Origin of the sequence: Paenibacillus sp. FSL R7-0302 (assembly GCF_038006885.1) — a bacterium.
In the GTDB taxonomy this organism is placed as follows: domain Bacteria; phylum Bacillota; class Bacilli; order Paenibacillales; family Paenibacillaceae; genus Paenibacillus_AQ.
Genome location: NZ_JBBOWB010000002.1, coordinates 1,090,632 through 1,108,645, shown reverse-complemented (window position 1 = coordinate 1,108,645; position 18,014 = coordinate 1,090,632). Strand labels below are relative to the sequence as shown.

Here is an 18,014-nt window from a genome sequence, read left to right as displayed (position 1 = left end):
ACAATGAACGTTAAAATGCGCTGAAAGTTTGCTGAATATCCCCTCAACCCTTCCTGGCCCTCCGGTTCACCAGCATAACGCTCAGCAGGATGATGACCAGCCCGGCAATGGTGTTGGCATAGATCTGCTCCTGCAGGAAGATTACGCCCCACAACAGGCCGAATACAGGCACGAGGAAGGTAACACTAACGGTCTTGACCGGGCCGATATTGGCAATCAGGCGGAAATACAGCAGATACGCCACTGAGGTGCAGATCAGCGAGAGGCCGAGGACAGAATATACAGCGGCGGAGGAAGGCAGATGATCCGGGGCAAAAATCACCGCCAGCGGCAGCAGCACCACACTTGCGCCCAGCTGTTGTCCCGCAGCAAGCGCCAGCGGAGTGAGACCGGAGCCTACGCGTGATGCATATAATCCTCCGAACGCATAGCAGAGCGCGGCTCCAAGAGAGTAACCTACGGATAAAAGAACCGTACCGGTCAGCGGGAGCGGACTCCAGCCGACCAGCACACCCACACCTACCAGGCCTATGATCAGCCCGGCTGATTTGGCCGCCCCCGGCTTCTCCTTCCGGGTCCCCCACGCCGCCAGTGCCGCGAACATCGGGGTTGTAGCATTCAGAATCGCCGCCAGTGAGGCGCTCAGATGCAGCTCAGCCATACAGATCAGCGTGAACGGAAGCGCCGCGTTAACCGCACCGAGCAGCAGGAAAGATCTCCAGTGCTTCAGGAGGCCCAGCCTGCGCCGGGTCAGCAACGCATAGAGCAGCAGAGCAGCTCCGGCAATCGTAACGCGCAGCTCTGTCGTGAAGACCGGACCTAGCTCCGGCGAGGCAATCCGCATGAACAGGAAGGAAGCCCCCCAGGCAAAAGCAAGCAGCAGCAGGGTAGCAAAGTCCTTGCGGCTCACAGCTTAACCTCTCTTCTGCACAGCAGCAGATAGGACAGAACCGACAGGAGGCCCGCTCCCGCGATGACCAGCGCCATCGGCAGGGCCGAGCCGCTGCCGCCAAGTCCGACCAGCGGAGCCGCACAGCTCCCCAGCAGCAAGGGAAGCAGACCCAGAAGCGCAGAGGCGCTGCCCGCCGTCTCCCCCTGATCCTGCATCGCCAGCGAGAAGCTGGTCGTACCCACAAGACCTACACTTGCAACCACAGCGAACAGACAGATTAGGATCGGCAGCAGCCCGCCATCGGCGAGGAGGGTAATCAGCAGCAGAATACCTCCGGAGGTACTGAGCAGAAGGCCGCAGATCAGCAGCTTGCGCTCACCCACTCTGGCCGACATCCGCCCGGCAATCTGCCCGGTCAGAATAATGCCGAAGCCATTCACGGCGAAGATCAGGCTGTACATTTGCGGGGATACCCCGTAAATCGTCTGCAGAACAAAGGAGGATCCCGAGATATAAGCGAACATGCCTGCCATAACAAAGCCCTGGGAGAGCGCGTAGCCCATGAATCCGGCATTGCCGAGCAGGATGCGGAAGGTACGCAGGGTCCCTCTGAGCCCGCTGCGGATACGCCGTTCCTTGGGCAGGGTCTCCGGCAGCCGCAGGAGAATGACCGCCGCGAAGAGCAGCCCGCATACGAATAAGACTACAAATACGCCCTTCCAGTCCGTCACTCTCAACAGCTGCCCCCCGATGACCGGCGCTGCAATCGGGCCCAGTCCGTTGACAATCATCAGCAGCGAGAAGAACCTGGTTAATTCGGAGCCGCTGTACATATCACGGACCGCCGCACGGGAGATCACCACCCCTACCGATCCGGCCAGGCCCTGGACGAAGCGCAGCACAATCAGCAGTCCGATGGACGGGCTGAACGCACAGAGCAGCGAGGATACCGCATAGATCATCATTCCGAACAACAGCGGAATCCGGCGCCCGTGCACATCACTGAGCGGTCCGGCCACAAGCTGGCCCGAAGCCAGCCCTAGCAGGAAGAAGGTCAGGGTAAGCTGAATCATGGCGGGACTGGTATCGAAATAGAGGCCAAGAGCCGGCAGGGCAGGCAGATACATATCAATCGACAGGGGACCAATGGTAGCGATGGCTCCCAGAATCACGGCAAGCTGCAGCCGCTGGCTTCTGGACGGCCCGCCCTCAGCCAGGCTTGTCACCGAATTTTGCTTCATCATGAACAGGATACATCCTTTCTTGCCCGTAACCTTTAGTAGAACGGCAGAGCCATTTATGTTCAGGTCCGTTAATATATTTCTCCATACTACCGATTACCGCCGGAATGTTCAATGAATTTCTGGTTCGGCGGAAAAGCGCGGTTCGGCAGGAACGGCCTGCATGGAAATCCTGCAGAAAATGCAGCATTACCATCTCCAGAACCACAAAAAACCGCCTGCCGTAGCCGCCAATCCTCTCGGTGATCGGCAGGCCCGCAGGCGGTTATTTCGGGTGGTGCTGTTGTTACTTCACTGAATCGGTATGCTCAGCCAGCCAATCTCTTGCCGCCTCCGCCTCGGCGGCGCTCAGGCGGTGCCCCTGATTGCCCCAGTGCGAGGTAACCTCAGCTCCGGCGCCGCTTAACAGTGCTTCCAGCTCCCGGGTCTCCTCGGAGCGGATAATCGGATCATTGGTCCCTGCTCCGATAAAGACCGGAACCCCCTGCAGCGAAGGAATCGCCAGGCCGCGCAGCGGAACCATCGGGTGCAGCAGCACCGCCGCCCGGAAGAGGGCTCCGTAATGGAAGAGCAGACTGCCCGCGATGTTCGCACCGTTGGAATAGCCGACAGCTACCAGATTACCGGCATCGAAGCCATATTTTGCATCCGCCTCCTCCAGGAACTGCTTCACCTCATGGGTGCGGAAGATCAGATCCTCCTCATCGAAAATCCCCTCTGCCAGCCTACGGAAGTAACGCGGCATGCCATTCTCCAGTACGTTGCCGCGGATACCCAGGACAGATGCTCCAGGTGCCAGCAGCTCGGCCAGCGGCAGCAGATCACGTTCATTGCCGCCTGTGCCATGGAATAAAACCAGTGTGGGCTGCGTTACGTCTGTACCTTGCTCAAATACATGAATCATACCGGCTTCACCTCCAGTTCGCGGATTTCAAACGGGCTTAGATTCGCTTCAATCGCCGTACGCTGCGGCTCAAACCATGCCGGAAGCATCAGCTTCTGTCCCAGCGCCTCAGGTGCTTCATCACGGGCGAAGCCCGGAGGATCGGTTGCAATCTCGAACAGAATTCCGCCTTCTTCCCGGAAGTAGATGGCATTGAAGTACTGGCGGTCCTGCACCGGAGTCGGCTGGTAGCCGTGACTCTGAACCCGGCGGCCCCAATCCAGCTGCTCACTGTCATCTGCGGCCCGCCAAGCAATATGGTGAACCGTACCTGTACCGCCGCCGCCCTGCGGAACCGGAGCAGCCTTCAGATCAATAATATTACCGATATTGCCGGAAGCTCTGTACCGGATGTAGCCGTCCCCTTCAGCGATACGCTCCATTCCCAGGGTGCGGGAGAGTGTATCCGCTGTCCGGTCCGGGGCCGTGCTGTAGAGGACAGCGCCTCCGAAGCCTTTGACCGCATGCTCTACCGGAACGCCGCCGAAAGACCAGGTGCTCAGCGCCCCCTCTTCCCGCTCCACCAGCTCAATCCGCAGTCCGTCATAATCCGCGAAAGAGAGATACGACTCGCCAATCCGGGTAACCTTAGTCACAGGAATCTGATAAGCGGCCAGCCGCTGCTCCCAGAATCCGAAAGAGCCAGCCGGTACAGCATAAGTGGTCACACCGACCTGTCCTCCGCCGATTCTGCCTTTGCGGCCATGAGCCCAAGGGAAGAAGGTGATAATCGTACCCGGCGCACCCTGCTCATTGCCGAAGTAGAGGTGGTAGACCTCGGGGGCGTCGAAATTGATGGTTTTTTTGACGAGCCGCAGGCCTAGAATTCCGGCATAGAAATCAGCATTACGCTGAGCGTCTCCCACAAAAGCGGTAACATGGTGAATCCCTGCAGTATGCATAGTCATAAATGAAACCTCCTGATAGTTGTGATGATGATGCGTTTATTTTAATTGAAGAATATTGCGTCCAGTGAAATCGAACCCGCGCCTGTCAGCGCTATACCTACAGCGACTACCAGCACCGTTAATGGAAATTCAATCCCGTTCGCCGTGGACCAGAATCCGTTAGGAGCATGAACCTTCACTATGGCACCGAGCATCGTTGCCGCAATCAATACCGCAGCCACCGGAGTCAGCAGACCCAGAGTGAACAGCAGGCCTCCGACCAGCTCCATCACACCTGCCAGCACCGCCATACGCACGCCCGGCTTGATACCAATCGACTCCATCCAGCCGCCTGTTCCCTTAGGCCCATATCCGCCGAACCAGCCGAACAGCTTCTGTGCGCCATGCCCAATGAACGCTACACCGATCACCAATCTCATCAACAATAAACCTACACTAACCATTTTAAACACTCTCCATTCTCTTGGTTTTAATTATCTTAACGTTAAGATATTAGCTAAAAAAATTTACTGATCTATTATTCTCTTCATTAGTTCAGCTTAATAACAAGCAGACAACCTTACCGCCGCTGGGCTGCTAAGGACTCCCTTCTATACGCCCTTGCCCAGCTTCTTCAGCAGCAGCGTGGCCTGAGCCTTCTCTTCGCTGTCCAGTCCGCCCATCAGGCTGTGAATAGAATCGACATGCTGCGGGAAAATATCATCAAACAGCTCCCGTCCCGCCTCTGTAATCTCGGCATACGTAACACGGCGGTCATCCTCGCAAGGTACGCGCTTCAGCAGTCCCCGCTTCTCCAGCTTGTCGATATTGTATGTGATGCTGCCGCTGGTGACCAGAATCTTCTCGCCAATCTGCTGAAGTGGAATCCGATTTCTATGATACAGCACCTCAAGCACCATGAACTCCGCCGATGCCAGCCCGTGACTCTTCATATCCTTCACCGCCTGATCCATCAGGCTCTTGTACGCCTTCGACAGAACGACGAACAATTTCAGCGATGCTGCCTGATCCTGCGTAGTGTCTGCTTCTGTTCCTGCTGTCTTATTCTTGCTGCTCATATCCTGCACCTCCTGTCCGGCTGCGTTTATCTTTAAGGTAATTATCTTTAAGTTAAGATGAATATACTTTATTGATGACAGTCTGTCAAGCGCGGGAGATGAATTAATTTTCATTTCATTTTTTTCGCCCCGACCTCTGCAACAAACACTCCACCTCTAACTCCTGCGGCAAATACTCCCCCAATCTGCACAACAATTAGCTCCTCCAACTCCCGCAACAAGCAAGTGGACAAAATCCTTCTATTGCCCGCCCCGCATATTTGACCTGTTCTTCAAAACGGCGTAGACTTTCAAAAGGTGAGTATGAACTGAGGAATGAAACTATTTCTATAGAAGGAGGCTGATTATGGAATCGAAGGATCATCATCATTCCGGGGCCGACGCGCGCCTCGAAGCAGCGGAAAAGAAGCCGCACGTGCTGATCGTAACGGCAGTCGCGGCTGAGCGCGAAGCGGTCCTGCGCGGCCTGTCCGGCAGCCGCAGGTTCGACGTCATCGCGGCGGGCGCCGGCACCGCAGCGGCAGCGGCGGGAACCGCCGCCGCCCTGGCAGCCGGCTCGTACGGCTGCGTCGTCAGCGCCGGGATCGGCGGCGGCTTCCCGGGACGCGCCCCCGTAGGCTCGCTGGTCGTCGCCAGCGAGATGCGGGACGCGGCCCTCGGCGCAGAGACGCCGGAGGGCTTCCGCAGCGCTGCCGAGCTTGGCTTCGGCAGCGTGTCCGTGCCTGCGCCGGGCGGCACGGTGCAGGCCCTTGCGGCCGCGCTCGCAGCGGCCGGCCTCACGGTAAGCACGGGCCCCGTGCTTACCGTGTCGACCGCGACCGGCACCGCCGGGCCGGCCGCGGCTCTGGCCGCCCGCCATCCGCAGGCGGCGGCGGAGGCGATGGAAGGCCACGGGGTCGCCGTGGCCGCCCAGGCGCTGGGGATCGCGGCGCTGGAGGTGCGCGCGATCTCGAACCCGGTCGGCCCGCGCGACCGGGCCGCGTGGAAGATCAATGAAGCGCTGGACGCCCTGGCAGCGGCGGCGGCTATTTTACGGGAGGTGCTGTAATGACACAAGAGCTTCATATTGCTTATTCCCCTTGTCCGAACGATACCTTTGTCTTTCATGCCTGGGCGCATGGCCTGATTCCCGGCGCACCTAAGCTGGATGTAATGTTTGCCGATATCGATATTACGAACGGGCTTGCTGCAGACGGTGCCGGACCTGAGGTGCTCAAAATCTCCTACGCTGCCCTTCCCTGGGTGCTGGACAGGTACAAGCTGCTCCCTTGCGGCGGTGCGCTGGGACGGGGCTGCGGCCCGCTTGTACTAACCCGCAAAGGCGCAGGCGCGATCAAGCATCCGCGCGAGCTGTCCGGCCGCAGAATTGCCGTCCCGAGCGAACGCTCTACGGCATACCTGCTGTTCCGTCTTTGGGTAGCACAGCAGGTGCAGGGCGGTCCGGCTGAGATCGTCGTTATGCCTTTTGATGAGATCATGCCTGCCGTACAGAAGGGAGAGATTGATGCCGGACTCGTCATTCACGAAGCCCGCTTCACTTACCCGTCCTACAATCTCAACCTGCTTACTGACCTCGGGAGCTGGTGGGAGAGCGATACCGGCTTGCCGATCCCGCTTGGTGCGATTATTGCCCGCCGCGATCTGGACCATGAGGCCATTACCGGCTGGATTCGCAGTTCACTCCAGTATGCCTGGGACCATCCTCTCGACTGCCAGGAATACGTGCTAAGCCACGCCCAGGAGCTCTCGCCGGAAGTCGCCAAGTCGCATATTGATCTCTACGTCAACGAATTCACGATGAGCCTTGGCGAGGACGGCTATGCAGCCATCTCTGCACTGCTTAACCGGGCTGCTGCCGAAGGGCTTGTACCTGCTGTTGATCCTTCGCTTCTACGATAGCTAAGCAAGGAAATAATCCATCCCGCGAGGAGGCCCTTCCTATGATTCCTTCAGGCAACAGCAAGGCTAACATTGACCGATTCTTGGGATACCAGGACGAATATGACCGTTACCGGCCCGAAGCCCCTCCGCTGGTAATTGAACTGCTGAGTAATTACCTGGGCCGCCGTCCTGCCCATGTTGCAGATATAGGCTGCGGTACCGGCCTGTCCACCTTCCTGTGGAAGGACGCCGCTGAAGCGGTAACCGGAGTAGAGCCTAATCTAGATATGCTCAGCAAGGCTCAGGATAAGCTGCGTCTTCTCGGCAGCGGAGCGAATAACGTGTGTTTTGTGCAGGGCTACTCTAACCAGCTTCCTTTTGACACGGGGAGTGTGGACATCATCACCTGCTCGCAGTCGTTCCACTGGATGGACCCGGACAGCACCCTTCAGGAGATCTCGCGTTGCCTGCGGCCCGGCGGAGTATTCGCCGCCTATGATTGTGACTGGCCTCTGGTGCTGCAGCCCGCTATTGAAGCCCGGTATAACCGACTGATTGCAGCTTCAGATGACTTGCTTACAGAGCTTCAGCCGGACACCGATCAGGCCAGCAAATGGGATAAAGAAGGACATCTGGGCCGGATCAAAGCCAGCGGACGGTTTACGTATGCGCGAGAGATTGTTTTTCACAACACAGAATCATGCGATGCACAGCGCTATATCGGCTTGGCCCTCAGCCAGGGCGGCATCCAGTCCCTCCTGAAGCTTAGCCCGGCCTCACTTGTGCAGGATATTGCCGAATTCTCGGCAGAGGTAGAGGCATTCTTCCAGGGCCGGACCTTGCAGGTGCCGATTAGCTACCGGATGCGGATCGCCGTGAAGTAACCATTTCCGTTAGCGCCCTACCTCCGTCTAATAGAACAAGCTGAATCAAGTACGCCCCGGTTATCCCCGCAAGGGAACCGGGGCGTTTCAATGTGTCACGGTAAGCTTAGCCAGGGATATAGTTCCAGTCTGCCCTTCCTTTTGTTCACCGTATTTACTAATCCGCTCTATTGACCGTTGGAATATTATCACATATTATTACACCAATGAATTAAAAATCTATTTACTGGGATTAGGTCAGGTGGTGTTTGTATGAAGTCCACAACCACGATTCGCGATCAGGTAACCGCATATTTGTCTAATCAGAGCCTGTCCATTAATCAGTTTGCCATTTCGTCAGGAATCAATTCCGGCACACTCAGCCGTGTCGTTAAAGACCGTCAGCCGATTGCCATGGATCATCTGGAGCGCATTACCCGGGGCATGGGCCTGCCGGAGGACCACTTCTATAGCTTATATGTGGACGAATGCTTTCACCATTCAGCTCCCACCTGGCGGCGCTTGCGGCCGTTTCTTGTGCGTTCAGCGGCGCTCGGCCGCCTTGACTGTGTTGAACAGGTAGTTAGGAACCTGCTGGAGAATCTGGTCTATGCCCCTATGCTATTCGAAGTTGCAGAAGGGCTGTTTGAGCAGGGATTGTGGAACGCAGCAGCATTATTGTATGAGAATGTGAGCACCAGTGAGAAATATCAGAATTCCGACCGGCTCGCCGTATGCCAATACAGGTTATTCCGAATTGGCCTCGGTGATGACCAGAGCAGCAATCTGCGGGTAGCCATCCTGTTCGAGTGCTTCATCGACCGGCTGAATGAGGCGGATCAACTGGACGGATTGAAAGACCTGCTGGATGTCTACTACTCTCTGCAGAAGTGGGCTAAAGTGAACGAGCTTGCCGAGAAAATGCTTGAGCTCGCTACCCTCCGTTACAATCTACAGCACCGCTCGAAACGTAAACCGGACAACGAAAGATTGCCTTCAAAGCCGCTGTATTTATATATTCTAAATGCCCGGCTTTTAATCTCGAGCATTTATATGGAATATGGGGATTACAAATCTGCGATTGAGCATGTCCCTCTCTATATAGATGGTAGCTGGATACAAGAGAAGGATGATGAAGCAGCTCGAACATTAGCCCAGTTCAGGGAGTGGGGGAAGGCAAATATCTTCCTATATCGTCTGCTTGATGGACAGCTAGAGGTATTATCTGATTATGTGGAGTATATCTCTAAGCAGCCAGACGAGATATTTACAGCTATGTACCATATTGTTAGGTCAGCGAACCGGTATGATTGGAATGTGGATGATATTCTGGAACGCTTCTCTGAGCATATCCCTTACCGAATTTATAAATCGGAATTCCGGGAATACAACCAGCAAGTTATGGCAGACAAGCATGTCCGATTTCTAGCAGAATTGGCCACCTATTATGTAAAAAATAATCGAAGTGAAGGTATTATCTTTATCTTAAAAAGTTTGGAATCCTCTGCTAAAATTAACAACGAGAGTGTAGTCATCACCTGCGTAGATCTATTTGAACAATACAGACATGTAGCACGTGATGATGAAATCGAGACATACAAACTCCTAATTAGAGAGGTGCGTAATACAAATGATCAAAAGGCTTTTAAAGCTTCTAGTTATATGTAGTATGGTTACTGTGATTATTTCTTCTATTGAGATAATTGAGGCTGCTTCAGGCAGTGACACACAAAGTTCATTTCAAACTATGTCTCATGGTGTTGGCGGTAGCTAAATATCCTTACTGTTTTTGAAGATTTCTTAAAGTCTGCACATAAGCTATATGTATTACTGGACTGTCGTCAGACAATCACGAACACTTCTTATTTACCATATGCGGAACGCCATCAACTACCGCATTTCCACTGCATTCAAGCTCTACCCTATACTTAACATCAGCGAGACGAAGAACGTCCCGGTAGCCCCTTTATGGGAAAGCCGGGGCGTTTTCTATTTTCCAGAGAGGATGAGGAGCATGACTTTTGAAGAAGCACATGATCAGTTTATCAGCGGACACTTGGACAGCAGAGCTGATGGAGAACGTCGGGCACGGTTGGAACGGGGGCATCGGCATGCCGAGAGCTTATTCCTGCATAAGGTATGGTGGCCGCTGCGGGGCCATTTTGACGGGCTTCATCCGGAGTATGAGGTGATAGATTGGCGGGGGAGATCTTATTTTGCCGACTTCGCCTGGTTGCCGGGGTACGTGAAGCTACTGATTGAAATCAAGGGCTATGCTTCACATGTACGCGATATGGACCGGAACAAATACTGCGGCGAGCTGAACCGTGAGACCTTCCTGTACGCCATGGGCTATCACATGATTTCCTTCGCATACGATGATGTTGAACAGCGTCCCGAGCTCTGTATAACCTTGCTGCGGATGGTGCTGGGCAGATATCAGCCTGCGGCAACCCCAGTATCGCGCGTACAGTTGATGGAGCAGGAGGTCATCCGGTTAACCGTTCATCTAGCCCGGCCTATCCGTCCGCAGGATGTGAAGCAGCATTTCTCAATTGATTACAGAACCGCTGTCCGCACCCTGCGCAGTCTGTCTGACAAGGGCTGGCTCTTACCGGTTCCCACCAGCAATCAGGAACGAACCGCACGATATGAGTTGAAGCGCGGTGTACTGGAATATTTTAATGAGTTGAAGCGCGGTGTACTGGAATATTTTAATTAGCCTTCGGCAAATAATTGGAATAACGCACCTTAATTTCCTGATTCCTGAGGAATGACCGGCAACAAGTGGAAAAACAGCATCTGCTACTCTTGGTTTTGCCGCTACGGAGTGAATTGGGAGAATTTAAGTGCTGTTTTTCCAACTATCTCCGCCAGAACCCTTTAATACTTATCAGCAAGTGGACAAAATCCATCTATTTCCCGCTTCCGCTGTACTATCCCCCTACTCCACAAGCCTCTGCAGCACCGGTTCTTATCATCAATCAAATTATCCTCCCCAGCGCCTATCCCCTTAAGAAAAAAGCCCCCGCCTGCGCATAAGCACAAACGGGGGCTTTTCTGCAGGCCTACAGCCTGCCAGCTACTTCTTATTCATCTTAAACATCAGGAACAGCTCATTATAGTGGGCAAGCATCCGCTTGCCGAGGTTGTCGTAGACCTCCAGCCGGCCGGTGATCTCGGCGGGCGGGTAGAAGCGCTCGTCGCCGGAGATGTCCTCCGGCATCAGCTTCAGGCCGGGAACGTTCGGCGTGGAATAGCCGACGTATTCCGTATTCTGGGCCGCCACATCCGGGCGGAGCATGAAGTTGATGAACTGATGCGCCCCTTCGATATTGGCGGCTCCGCGCGGAATGACCATGTTGTCGAACCAGATGTTCGAGCCTTCCTCCGGCACCACATAATCCAGCTTGTCGTTCTCATCCATAATCTCGGAAGCGTCGCCGGACCAGACGATCCCGACAGCCGCCTCTTCGTTCGCCAGCAGCATCTTGATCTCGTCGCCGACGATCGCCTTCACATTCGGCGACAGCTTGTTCAGCTTGGCCAGCGCCTCCTGTAGATGCTCCTCATTCCTGTCATTAACGGAATAGTGCAGGCTGTTCAGCGCCATGCCCATCACCTCACGGGCACCGTCCACCAGGAAAATATTATTATTCAGCCGCTTGTCCCACAGCGAATTCCAGCTGCTGAAATCCATCCCCTTCGTCATCTCGGGATTGAAGATAATCCCCACCGTCCCCCAGAAATAAGGAACCGAATATTTGTTACCGGGATCAAAGGACAGATTCATGAATTTGGAACCGATGTTGGCCAGATTCGGAAGCTTACTGTGATCCAGCGGCAAGAGCAGCTTCTCCTCCCGCATCTTGGCAATGGCGTAGTCGGAAGGCACAACGACATCGAAGACCGTACCGCCCTGCTCGACCTTGGTCAGCATCGCTTCATTGGAATCGAACGTCTGGTAGATGACCGTAATACCGGTCTCTTCCTGGAATTGCTTGAGCAGGTCAGGATCAATATAGTCGCCCCAGTTATAGATCGTCAGCGTATTGCCGCCGCTATAGCCCTGGGCCGAGTTCAGCCGGGACGCCAGGAACATCAGGCCGAACGCGACGATCAGAATCGCCAGGAACGTATTCACAAGCTGCTTCATCTTGGCACCCCCGCTTCGGCCACCGGCTCGGCAATCTGTACCGCCGGGCGGCTCTTACGCTGGTTCAGGTAGTAATAACCGATGACCAGCAGAATTGTGAAGAGGAAAATCAGCGTCGACAATGCGTTAATCGACAGCGAGACCCCCTGACGGGCCCGGGAATAGATCTCCACCGACAGGGTGGAATAGCCATTGCCTGTGACGAAGAAGGTAACCGCGAAATCATCCAGGGAATAGGTCAGAGCCATGAAGAATCCGCTGAAGATTCCCGGCTTGATGATCGGCAGAATGACCTTCGTCAGCACATCCCGGCGCGTGGCCCCGAGATCACGTGCGGCATCCGTCAGGGTCGGGCTCATCTCCTGCAAATGCGGCAGGATCATAATGACCGCAATCGGAATGCTGAACGCCACATGCGAGAGCAGCACGGAGGTGAAGCCCAGCTTGATCCCGACAATCGTGAACAGGATCAGGAAGGAGGCTCCGATGATGACATCCGGGCTGACAATCAGCACATTGTTCAGCGAGAGCAGTGTGTTTTTGGCCCGGCGGCTGCGGACATGATGGATCGCCAGCGCACCGATTACCGCTATGATCGTCGCAATGGTCGATGACAGAAGGGCGATGACCAGTGTGTTAATCACAATAATCATCAGCCGGGTATCAGCAACTACCTCACGGTAATAATCCAGCGTGAAGCCCTCGAACTTGTGCATCGTGCCACCGCTGTTGAACGAGTAATACATCAGATAGAAGATCGGCGCGTACAGCACCAGGAAGACCAGCACCAGATAGATATTGGCGATGCCGTTCTTGTTCTTAACCCTTCGTCTGTTCTTCACCCGCGCACCCCCTTCCGCGAGCCGCCGGTCAGAATCATGAACAGCGCCATAATGGCGATCAGGAACACCGCAACGGTGGAGCCCATCCCCCAATCCTGTGTGACCAGGAAGTGCTGCTCAATCGCGGTGCCGAGCGTAATCACCCGGTTCCCGGCAATCAGACGCGTAATCATGAACAGCGACAGCGCCGGAATGAATACCGCCATACAGCCGGAGCGTACACCCGAGATCGTCAGCGGAAAAACCACCCGCCGGAACGTTGTCCATCCCGATGCGCCCAGATCGCGCGCGGCATCGACCAGCGACAGATTCATCTCATCCAGGGCACTGAAGATCGGCAGAATCATGAATGGAATGAAAATATAGACCGACACAAACACGAAGCTGAAGCCTGTGAACAGAATCTGCTGCTCACCCAGCCCCATCAGATCAAAGAAATTATTGACCGGGCCGAAGGTGCCGAAGATCCCGATGAAGGCATAAGTCTTCAGCAGCAGGTTGATCCAGGTCGGCAGAATAATCAGCAGCAGCCACAGCTGCTTGTGCTTCGTTCGCGTCAGAAGATAAGCGGCCGGATACGCCACCAGGAGCGAGAACACCGTGATCAGAAAAGCGTACCAGAACGAATTCAGCATCATTCTCATATAGACCGGTGTGAAGAAATTGACGTAGTTATTCAGCGTCAGCTTCCCCTCCAGATCGAACAGGGAATAGTAGACCACCAGCAGCACCGGTGCAATGACAAACAGCGCGATCCACAGGTAGTACGGAATGAGATAATACGACTTGCCCTTAGTCATCATGGCTCTCCACCTCGGCGTAGGCCTCCAGACGCTTGTCGAACTCTTCCTCCGTTTCACCGAAACGCATAACATGAATCGCTTCCGGGTCAAAATACAGCCCGATCTCGGAGCCAACCTCTGCCTTACGGGTGGAATGGACGAGCCATTCATGGCCGGAGCCGTCATAGCAGCTGATCTCGTAGTGAACTCCGCGGAACAGCTGGGAATCTACACGCACCTTCAGTTTGCCCGCTTCAAGGGCCGCAATCTCCAGATCCTCAGGGCGGATTACCACCTCCACCGCTTCATTCGGCTTCAGACCGGCATCGACACATTCGAACCGGTGACCGTTAAACTCAACTACATAGTCCTCAATCATCACACCCGGCACAATGTTCGACTCTCCGATGAAGTCAGCCACGAACCGGTTAATCGGCTCATCGTAGATATCATTAGGCGTTCCGCTCTGCTCAATCTTGCCGCCGTTCATGACGAAGATCCAGTCGGACATCGCCAGCGCCTCTTCCTGGTCATGGGTGACGAAGATGAAGGTGATGCCCAGCCGCTGCTGCATCTCCCGCAGAATATACTGCATCTCCGTACGCAGCTTCAGATCAAGCGCCGAGAGCGGCTCGTCCAGCAGCAGCACCTGCGGCTCGTTGACAATGGCGCGTGCAATGGCAACACGCTGTCTCTGCCCGCCGGACATTTCATTAATGGCCCGCTGATCATAGCCGACCAGGTTAACGAAGCGCAGCGCTTCCTGCACCTTTTGCTGAATAACATCCTTCTTCAGCTTCTTGATGCGCAGTCCAAACGCCACATTCTCGAATACGTTCAGGTGCGGAAACAGCGCATAGTCCTGAAACACCGTATTGACCTGCCGCTCATTGGCGGGAATGTGGTTGATAATTTTGCCGTTCAGATAGATCGAACCTTCAGTCGGCTCCGCGAAGCCGGCGATCAGACGCAGAATGGTCGTTTTTCCGCAGCCCGAAGGGCCCAGCAGCGTGTAGAATTTACCGCGTTCAATTTCGAAGCTCACGCCTTTGAGTACAGCCTCTTCGTCGTCGTATTGCTTAATCACCTGGTCAAAAGAAATAATAGTGCCTTCCGGGGTAGCTATAGCTAACAACCTCCCTTACTTATGTAGTACAACCTATTTTACCCGCTTCTTGCGGGAGACAATCCGGCAGCAGCATGCTCAGCACGGATAAGCGACAATTCCTGCCTTAGTTCGACAGACTTCAATATATATAGCATAAAGGAATCCTGCAATATATGCGATAGCTTACATTGTGAAATCAAGCACAAAAACTTAACAAGTTCGTAAAATCTTGCCCGCCTCCAGCCTGTTTTGAGGTGCTATAATGAAAACGGATGAAAACCATAAAATTTTTCCTATTTACATGAAAGAAGATGACAAACATGAACGAGGGCTTACAGGAGCGCCTTGAAAAGTTCGGATTATCCTTATATATGATACGGATTACACTCGCCGCTTCGCTCTCGTGGCTGACGGTGCACACCATTTACGGAGACCAGTACCTGTACTTCGCCCCGCTTGCGGCGATTCTGATTACCCAGAGCAGCGTCAAGGCCTCCCTCGAAAAAGGCTTCTACCGCATGACCGGCGTCATCCTCGGCGGAATCGTCAGCCTGATCGTGGGCAAGTTCTTCGATGTGGGCGCGCTGTCGATCCTGCTAATGCTGCTGATCGGCATTGGTGTGGCTACAGCCTGCCGGATCAATATCCAGGCCGTCTCGCAGGTCGGCGTTACCTCGGTGCTCGCACTTACCTTCTATCATGACCAATATATCGTCTGGAGAGTCGCCGAGACATTGATCGGCGTACTGATTGCCCTGATTATCAATATGATTATCGTGCTGCCCAAGAGCTTCGTCAAGGTCAAGGACCTGGCACTGAAGGGCAGCCTGACCTTATCCGATGCCTTAACCGGATTCGCCGCAAGCGGACGGGATGCCGCACAGGCCAAGGCTGCTCTTGAGCGCTCCGGCGAGCTGCTGAAGAAGAGCGACCGGCTGCAGAAGGAGATGCATTACACGCTGTCTCATTACCAGTGCCGTAAGGACATTGGCAAGCTGACACAGACGACCACCCATCTCATCAAGGTGCACTCCTATGTCAAAGCCATAAGCGAAGAGATCGCTCTGCTGCCGTCCCATTATGCCGCAGCCGACTGGATGCTGGAGGTTGTAACCGCAACGGCAGACTGTATCGCCCTGTACGGCACAAGGACGCTATCGGATGCCGAATGCAGCGGACGGTCACTCCCCGAGAGTCTGAGAAGAGCCCGCGATGTGCAGCTCGCCTGGTTCTCGCAGCTGCAGGATCAGTGCCCGCTCGCGGCCTTCCGTGATCTCGGTGCGGTGTTCTCCCACCTGAACCGGATTCTTGAGGAGATCGAACGCGCCGATTATGCGGCCCTTTCCACCGCACCACAGCATGTCAAGGCACAGCCTGCACGCGCCATCCAGTTCATACAAAAAGGACTCTTCCACAAGCTATAAGCTTGGGAGAGTCCTTTTTTTGTTTTGTCCAGGTCGCGCTGCACCTGCCCGGCTCTCAAGATCGCCGCCGAAACGTTTGCCGTTTGGTATATTGCCGCACTCAGGGCTAAACGCCGAAAGCGGTATTTATTCAGCAGGCAGATATCTCCAGCCCCCGTAGGCCGTAACGTTCTCAGCTCCGGTAGCGGCATAGCCTTCGCAGATGAAGCCCGTCACTTCGCGGCCATCGGCAAGCGCTACCCGTCCCAGGCCCAGCGGAGCCGGGATGAGCGTGGCGAACGCGCCCAGCGCTTCCACCGGCATCTGCCACAGCTCCAGCTCGACAGCACTTCCCCCTGCCGCCTGTCTCAGCAGGCCCGGCTTAGCCGGTACGGTAGGGAGCTTGACCAGCTCATAGCAGGCAGCGGTCCGCGCCTCCTGCCAGAAGCGGGCGCCATGCTCCAGCATCTGCTTCTCCAGCGGGAAGCCGCGCATATGCAGCCCGCAGACCGCAAGTGTAACCATGCCGGACGATGGTGATTCGTCACCGGCAGCAGCACCGCCATCCTCCCGCCCCGGCGAATCCCCTTCCGCCAGCAGCTTCCCCGCTCCGGCAAGCAGATGCTCACTGTCCGCCAGAGCGAACAGCGTAATGCCGAACGGCAGGTTCTCCGCCGCTTCTCCGGCGGGAATTGCCACCGCCGACAGATCGAGCAGGTTGCAGTGATTGGTGTAGCGGCCCATATCGGAGTTGGCCCCTACCGGGTTCGCCGCCACCTGCTCCCGGGTCCAGGTTCCGCCGCAGGTCGGCAGGACCAGCACCGCATCCCGCAGCAGCAGCTCCGCTTCCCGCTTATACTGCTGCAAGCGGTGCATGGCCTGGAACAGGCTCGAAGCGGTGTGGCGCTCCGCGGCCCCGGAGGAGAGAATCGACTCCGTCACCGGCAGCACAGCTTCACGGTGACTCTCTACGAATCCGGCCAGATCCGCCCAGCGTTCGGCTACCCAGGGGCCGTCGTACAGGATGGCTGCCGCTTCGGAGAACAGCGTACAGTCCACCCGTTCAACCGGTAGCCCCAGCTTCTGCACCGCCGCTTCGGCCCGTTCCCAGGCCCGTCGGTATTCGTCCGCATGGGGCCCATAGAAGTCCAGCGGCGCTTGCGGCAGCAGCAGCTTCCCCGGCAGAGCGGCTCGGCCCCGCTTCACGGAACGCGACCACGGATCGGCCGCATCGAAGCCGCGCGCTGCGTGGTCCACCGTGAGCGCATCCTCCAGATTGTGCGCGAATACGGTGACACAATCCAGGCTGGCGCACGCCGGTACTACGCCGCGCACCGGCCAGGCGCCCAGGCTGGGCTTGTAGCCGACCAGCCCGTTCAGCGCGGCCGGCACACGGCCCGAGCCGGCGGTATCGGTGCCCAGGCTGAATACGGCCTGGCCCAGGGCTACGGCAACCGCCGAACCGGCGCTGGAGCCGCCGCTGATGTATTCGGGACGCAGGGCATTATGCGTCTCGCCGTAAGGGCTGCGCACACCGACGAGACCGGTGGCGAACTGGTCCAGATTGCTTTTGCCGACAGGGATCGCCCCCGCAGCCACCAATCTCGCCACAACCGCTGCGTCGGCTTCCGGCTGATAAGCGAATTCAGGACATGCCGCCGTCGTGGGCAGCCCCTTCACATCGATGTTATCCTTCACCGCGAACGGAATGCCCCACAAGGGATGCTCCTGCGGATTCAGCTCTCGGAGCGCTTCCAGGAAGGGGCTGATCTGCGCCTCGGCGGGCGGTTCAATCCAGATGTTCATGTCCTTGTCCCGCGCAGCGCGGCGGATGATCTCCCGGATGACCTCCTCCGGGTCCAGCGTGCCATTCAAATACTGACCCCGCAGCCAGCCGGCAGTCAGCTTCGCGGGCCATTCTGTTGTTGCTGTCATCA

Annotated in this window: 18 protein-coding genes; 6 read left to right on the top strand and 12 right to left on the bottom strand. The window is 55.9% G+C overall.

Annotated features, from left to right (window positions below):
- Window positions 1-43: 43 nt before the first annotated feature.
- The 7 genes from MKY96_RS30720 to MKY96_RS30690 all read right to left on the bottom strand — a co-directional run bounded on the left by MKY96_RS30720 (window position 44) and on the right by MKY96_RS30690 (window position 5,042).
- Complete coding sequence (locus MKY96_RS30720; protein WP_339252066.1) at window positions 44-910, bottom strand: DMT family transporter; 867 nt, start codon at window positions 908-910, stop codon at window positions 44-46.
- Window positions 907-2,136: a multidrug effflux MFS transporter gene (locus MKY96_RS30715; protein WP_445253453.1), complete on the bottom strand. Its 1,230-nt coding sequence runs from the start codon at window positions 2,134-2,136 to the stop codon at window positions 907-909. The genes MKY96_RS30720 and MKY96_RS30715 overlap by 4 nt, the downstream gene beginning before the upstream one ends.
- Window positions 2,102-2,341, bottom strand: a complete 240-nt coding sequence (locus MKY96_RS30710; RefSeq protein ID WP_340946379.1) for a hypothetical protein — start codon at window positions 2,339-2,341, stop codon at window positions 2,102-2,104. Before MKY96_RS30710 ends, MKY96_RS30715 begins: the two co-directional genes overlap by 35 nt.
- Window positions 2,342-2,419: 78 nt before the next feature.
- Window positions 2,420-3,037 carry an alpha/beta hydrolase gene (locus MKY96_RS30705; protein WP_340946378.1) on the bottom strand — a complete coding sequence of 206 codons (618 nt, stop codon included), beginning with the start codon at window positions 3,035-3,037 and terminating at the stop codon, window positions 2,420-2,422.
- Window positions 3,034-3,984 carry a ring-cleaving dioxygenase gene (locus tag MKY96_RS30700; protein ID WP_340946376.1) on the bottom strand — a complete coding sequence of 317 codons (951 nt, stop codon included), beginning with the start codon at window positions 3,982-3,984 and terminating at the stop codon, window positions 3,034-3,036. The genes MKY96_RS30705 and MKY96_RS30700 overlap by 4 nt, the downstream gene beginning before the upstream one ends.
- A 41-nt stretch (window positions 3,985-4,025) precedes the next feature.
- Complete coding sequence (locus MKY96_RS30695; protein WP_340946375.1) at window positions 4,026-4,427, bottom strand: DoxX family protein; 402 nt, start codon at window positions 4,425-4,427, stop codon at window positions 4,026-4,028.
- Window positions 4,428-4,574: 147 nt separating this feature from the next.
- Window positions 4,575-5,042 carry a MarR family winged helix-turn-helix transcriptional regulator gene (locus tag MKY96_RS30690; RefSeq protein ID WP_340946374.1) on the bottom strand — a complete coding sequence of 156 codons (468 nt, stop codon included), beginning with the start codon at window positions 5,040-5,042 and terminating at the stop codon, window positions 4,575-4,577.
- Between the two features lie 346 nt (window positions 5,043-5,388).
- Here MKY96_RS30690 and MKY96_RS30685 point away from each other — a divergent pair, with 346 nt between their 5' ends.
- The 5 genes from MKY96_RS30685 to MKY96_RS30665 all read left to right on the top strand — a co-directional run bounded on the left by MKY96_RS30685 (window position 5,389) and on the right by MKY96_RS30665 (window position 10,508).
- A complete protein-coding gene (locus tag MKY96_RS30685; RefSeq protein WP_340946372.1) occupies window positions 5,389-6,090 on the top strand; it encodes a futalosine hydrolase in 702 nt (233 codons plus the stop codon).
- Entirely contained in the window at window positions 6,090-6,941 is an 852-nt protein-coding gene (locus tag MKY96_RS30680; RefSeq protein WP_340946370.1) for a 1,4-dihydroxy-6-naphthoate synthase, read from the top strand. Before MKY96_RS30685 ends, MKY96_RS30680 begins: the two co-directional genes overlap by 1 nt.
- Before the next feature lie 41 nt (window positions 6,942-6,982).
- A complete protein-coding gene (locus MKY96_RS30675) occupies window positions 6,983-7,807 on the top strand; it encodes a class I SAM-dependent methyltransferase (protein ID WP_340946368.1) in 825 nt (274 codons plus the stop codon).
- Between the two features lie 252 nt (window positions 7,808-8,059).
- Window positions 8,060-9,454 (top strand): transcriptional regulator, encoded by a 1,395-nt coding sequence (locus MKY96_RS30670; protein WP_340946366.1) that lies wholly within the window; start codon window positions 8,060-8,062, stop codon window positions 9,452-9,454.
- Window positions 9,455-9,800: 346 nt separating this feature from the next.
- On the top strand, window positions 9,801-10,508 hold the full coding sequence (locus MKY96_RS30665) for a hypothetical protein (protein ID WP_340946364.1): 708 nt from the start codon (window positions 9,801-9,803) through the stop codon (window positions 10,506-10,508).
- Window positions 10,509-10,868: 360 nt separating this feature from the next.
- On the opposite strand, the gene MKY96_RS30660 is transcribed toward MKY96_RS30665, so the two are convergent.
- The 4 genes from MKY96_RS30660 to MKY96_RS30645 are packed head-to-tail and all read right to left on the bottom strand — an operon-like array spanning window position 10,869 to window position 14,701.
- A complete protein-coding gene (locus MKY96_RS30660) occupies window positions 10,869-11,942 on the bottom strand; it encodes an ABC transporter substrate-binding protein (RefSeq protein WP_340946363.1) in 1,074 nt (357 codons plus the stop codon).
- Complete coding sequence (locus MKY96_RS30655; protein ID WP_339252086.1) at window positions 11,939-12,784, bottom strand: ABC transporter permease; 846 nt, start codon at window positions 12,782-12,784, stop codon at window positions 11,939-11,941. The genes MKY96_RS30660 and MKY96_RS30655 overlap by 4 nt, the downstream gene beginning before the upstream one ends.
- Window positions 12,781-13,587: an ABC transporter permease gene (locus tag MKY96_RS30650; protein WP_036728143.1), complete on the bottom strand. Its 807-nt coding sequence runs from the start codon at window positions 13,585-13,587 to the stop codon at window positions 12,781-12,783. The genes MKY96_RS30655 and MKY96_RS30650 overlap by 4 nt, the downstream gene beginning before the upstream one ends.
- Window positions 13,577-14,701 (bottom strand): ABC transporter ATP-binding protein, encoded by a 1,125-nt coding sequence (locus MKY96_RS30645; RefSeq protein WP_340946362.1) that lies wholly within the window; start codon window positions 14,699-14,701, stop codon window positions 13,577-13,579. The genes MKY96_RS30650 and MKY96_RS30645 overlap by 11 nt, the downstream gene beginning before the upstream one ends.
- Before the next feature lie 293 nt (window positions 14,702-14,994).
- On the opposite strand from MKY96_RS30645, the gene MKY96_RS30640 reads away from it, so the two are divergent.
- Window positions 14,995-16,098 carry an FUSC family protein gene (locus MKY96_RS30640; protein WP_340946360.1) on the top strand — a complete coding sequence of 368 codons (1,104 nt, stop codon included), beginning with the start codon at window positions 14,995-14,997 and terminating at the stop codon, window positions 16,096-16,098.
- A gap of 126 nt (window positions 16,099-16,224) precedes the next feature.
- On the opposite strand, the gene atzF is transcribed toward MKY96_RS30640, so the two are convergent.
- Window positions 16,225-18,012 (bottom strand): allophanate hydrolase, encoded by a 1,788-nt coding sequence (atzF, locus tag MKY96_RS30635; RefSeq protein ID WP_340946359.1) that lies wholly within the window; start codon window positions 18,010-18,012, stop codon window positions 16,225-16,227.
- Between the last annotated feature and the right edge of the window lie 2 nt (window positions 18,013-18,014).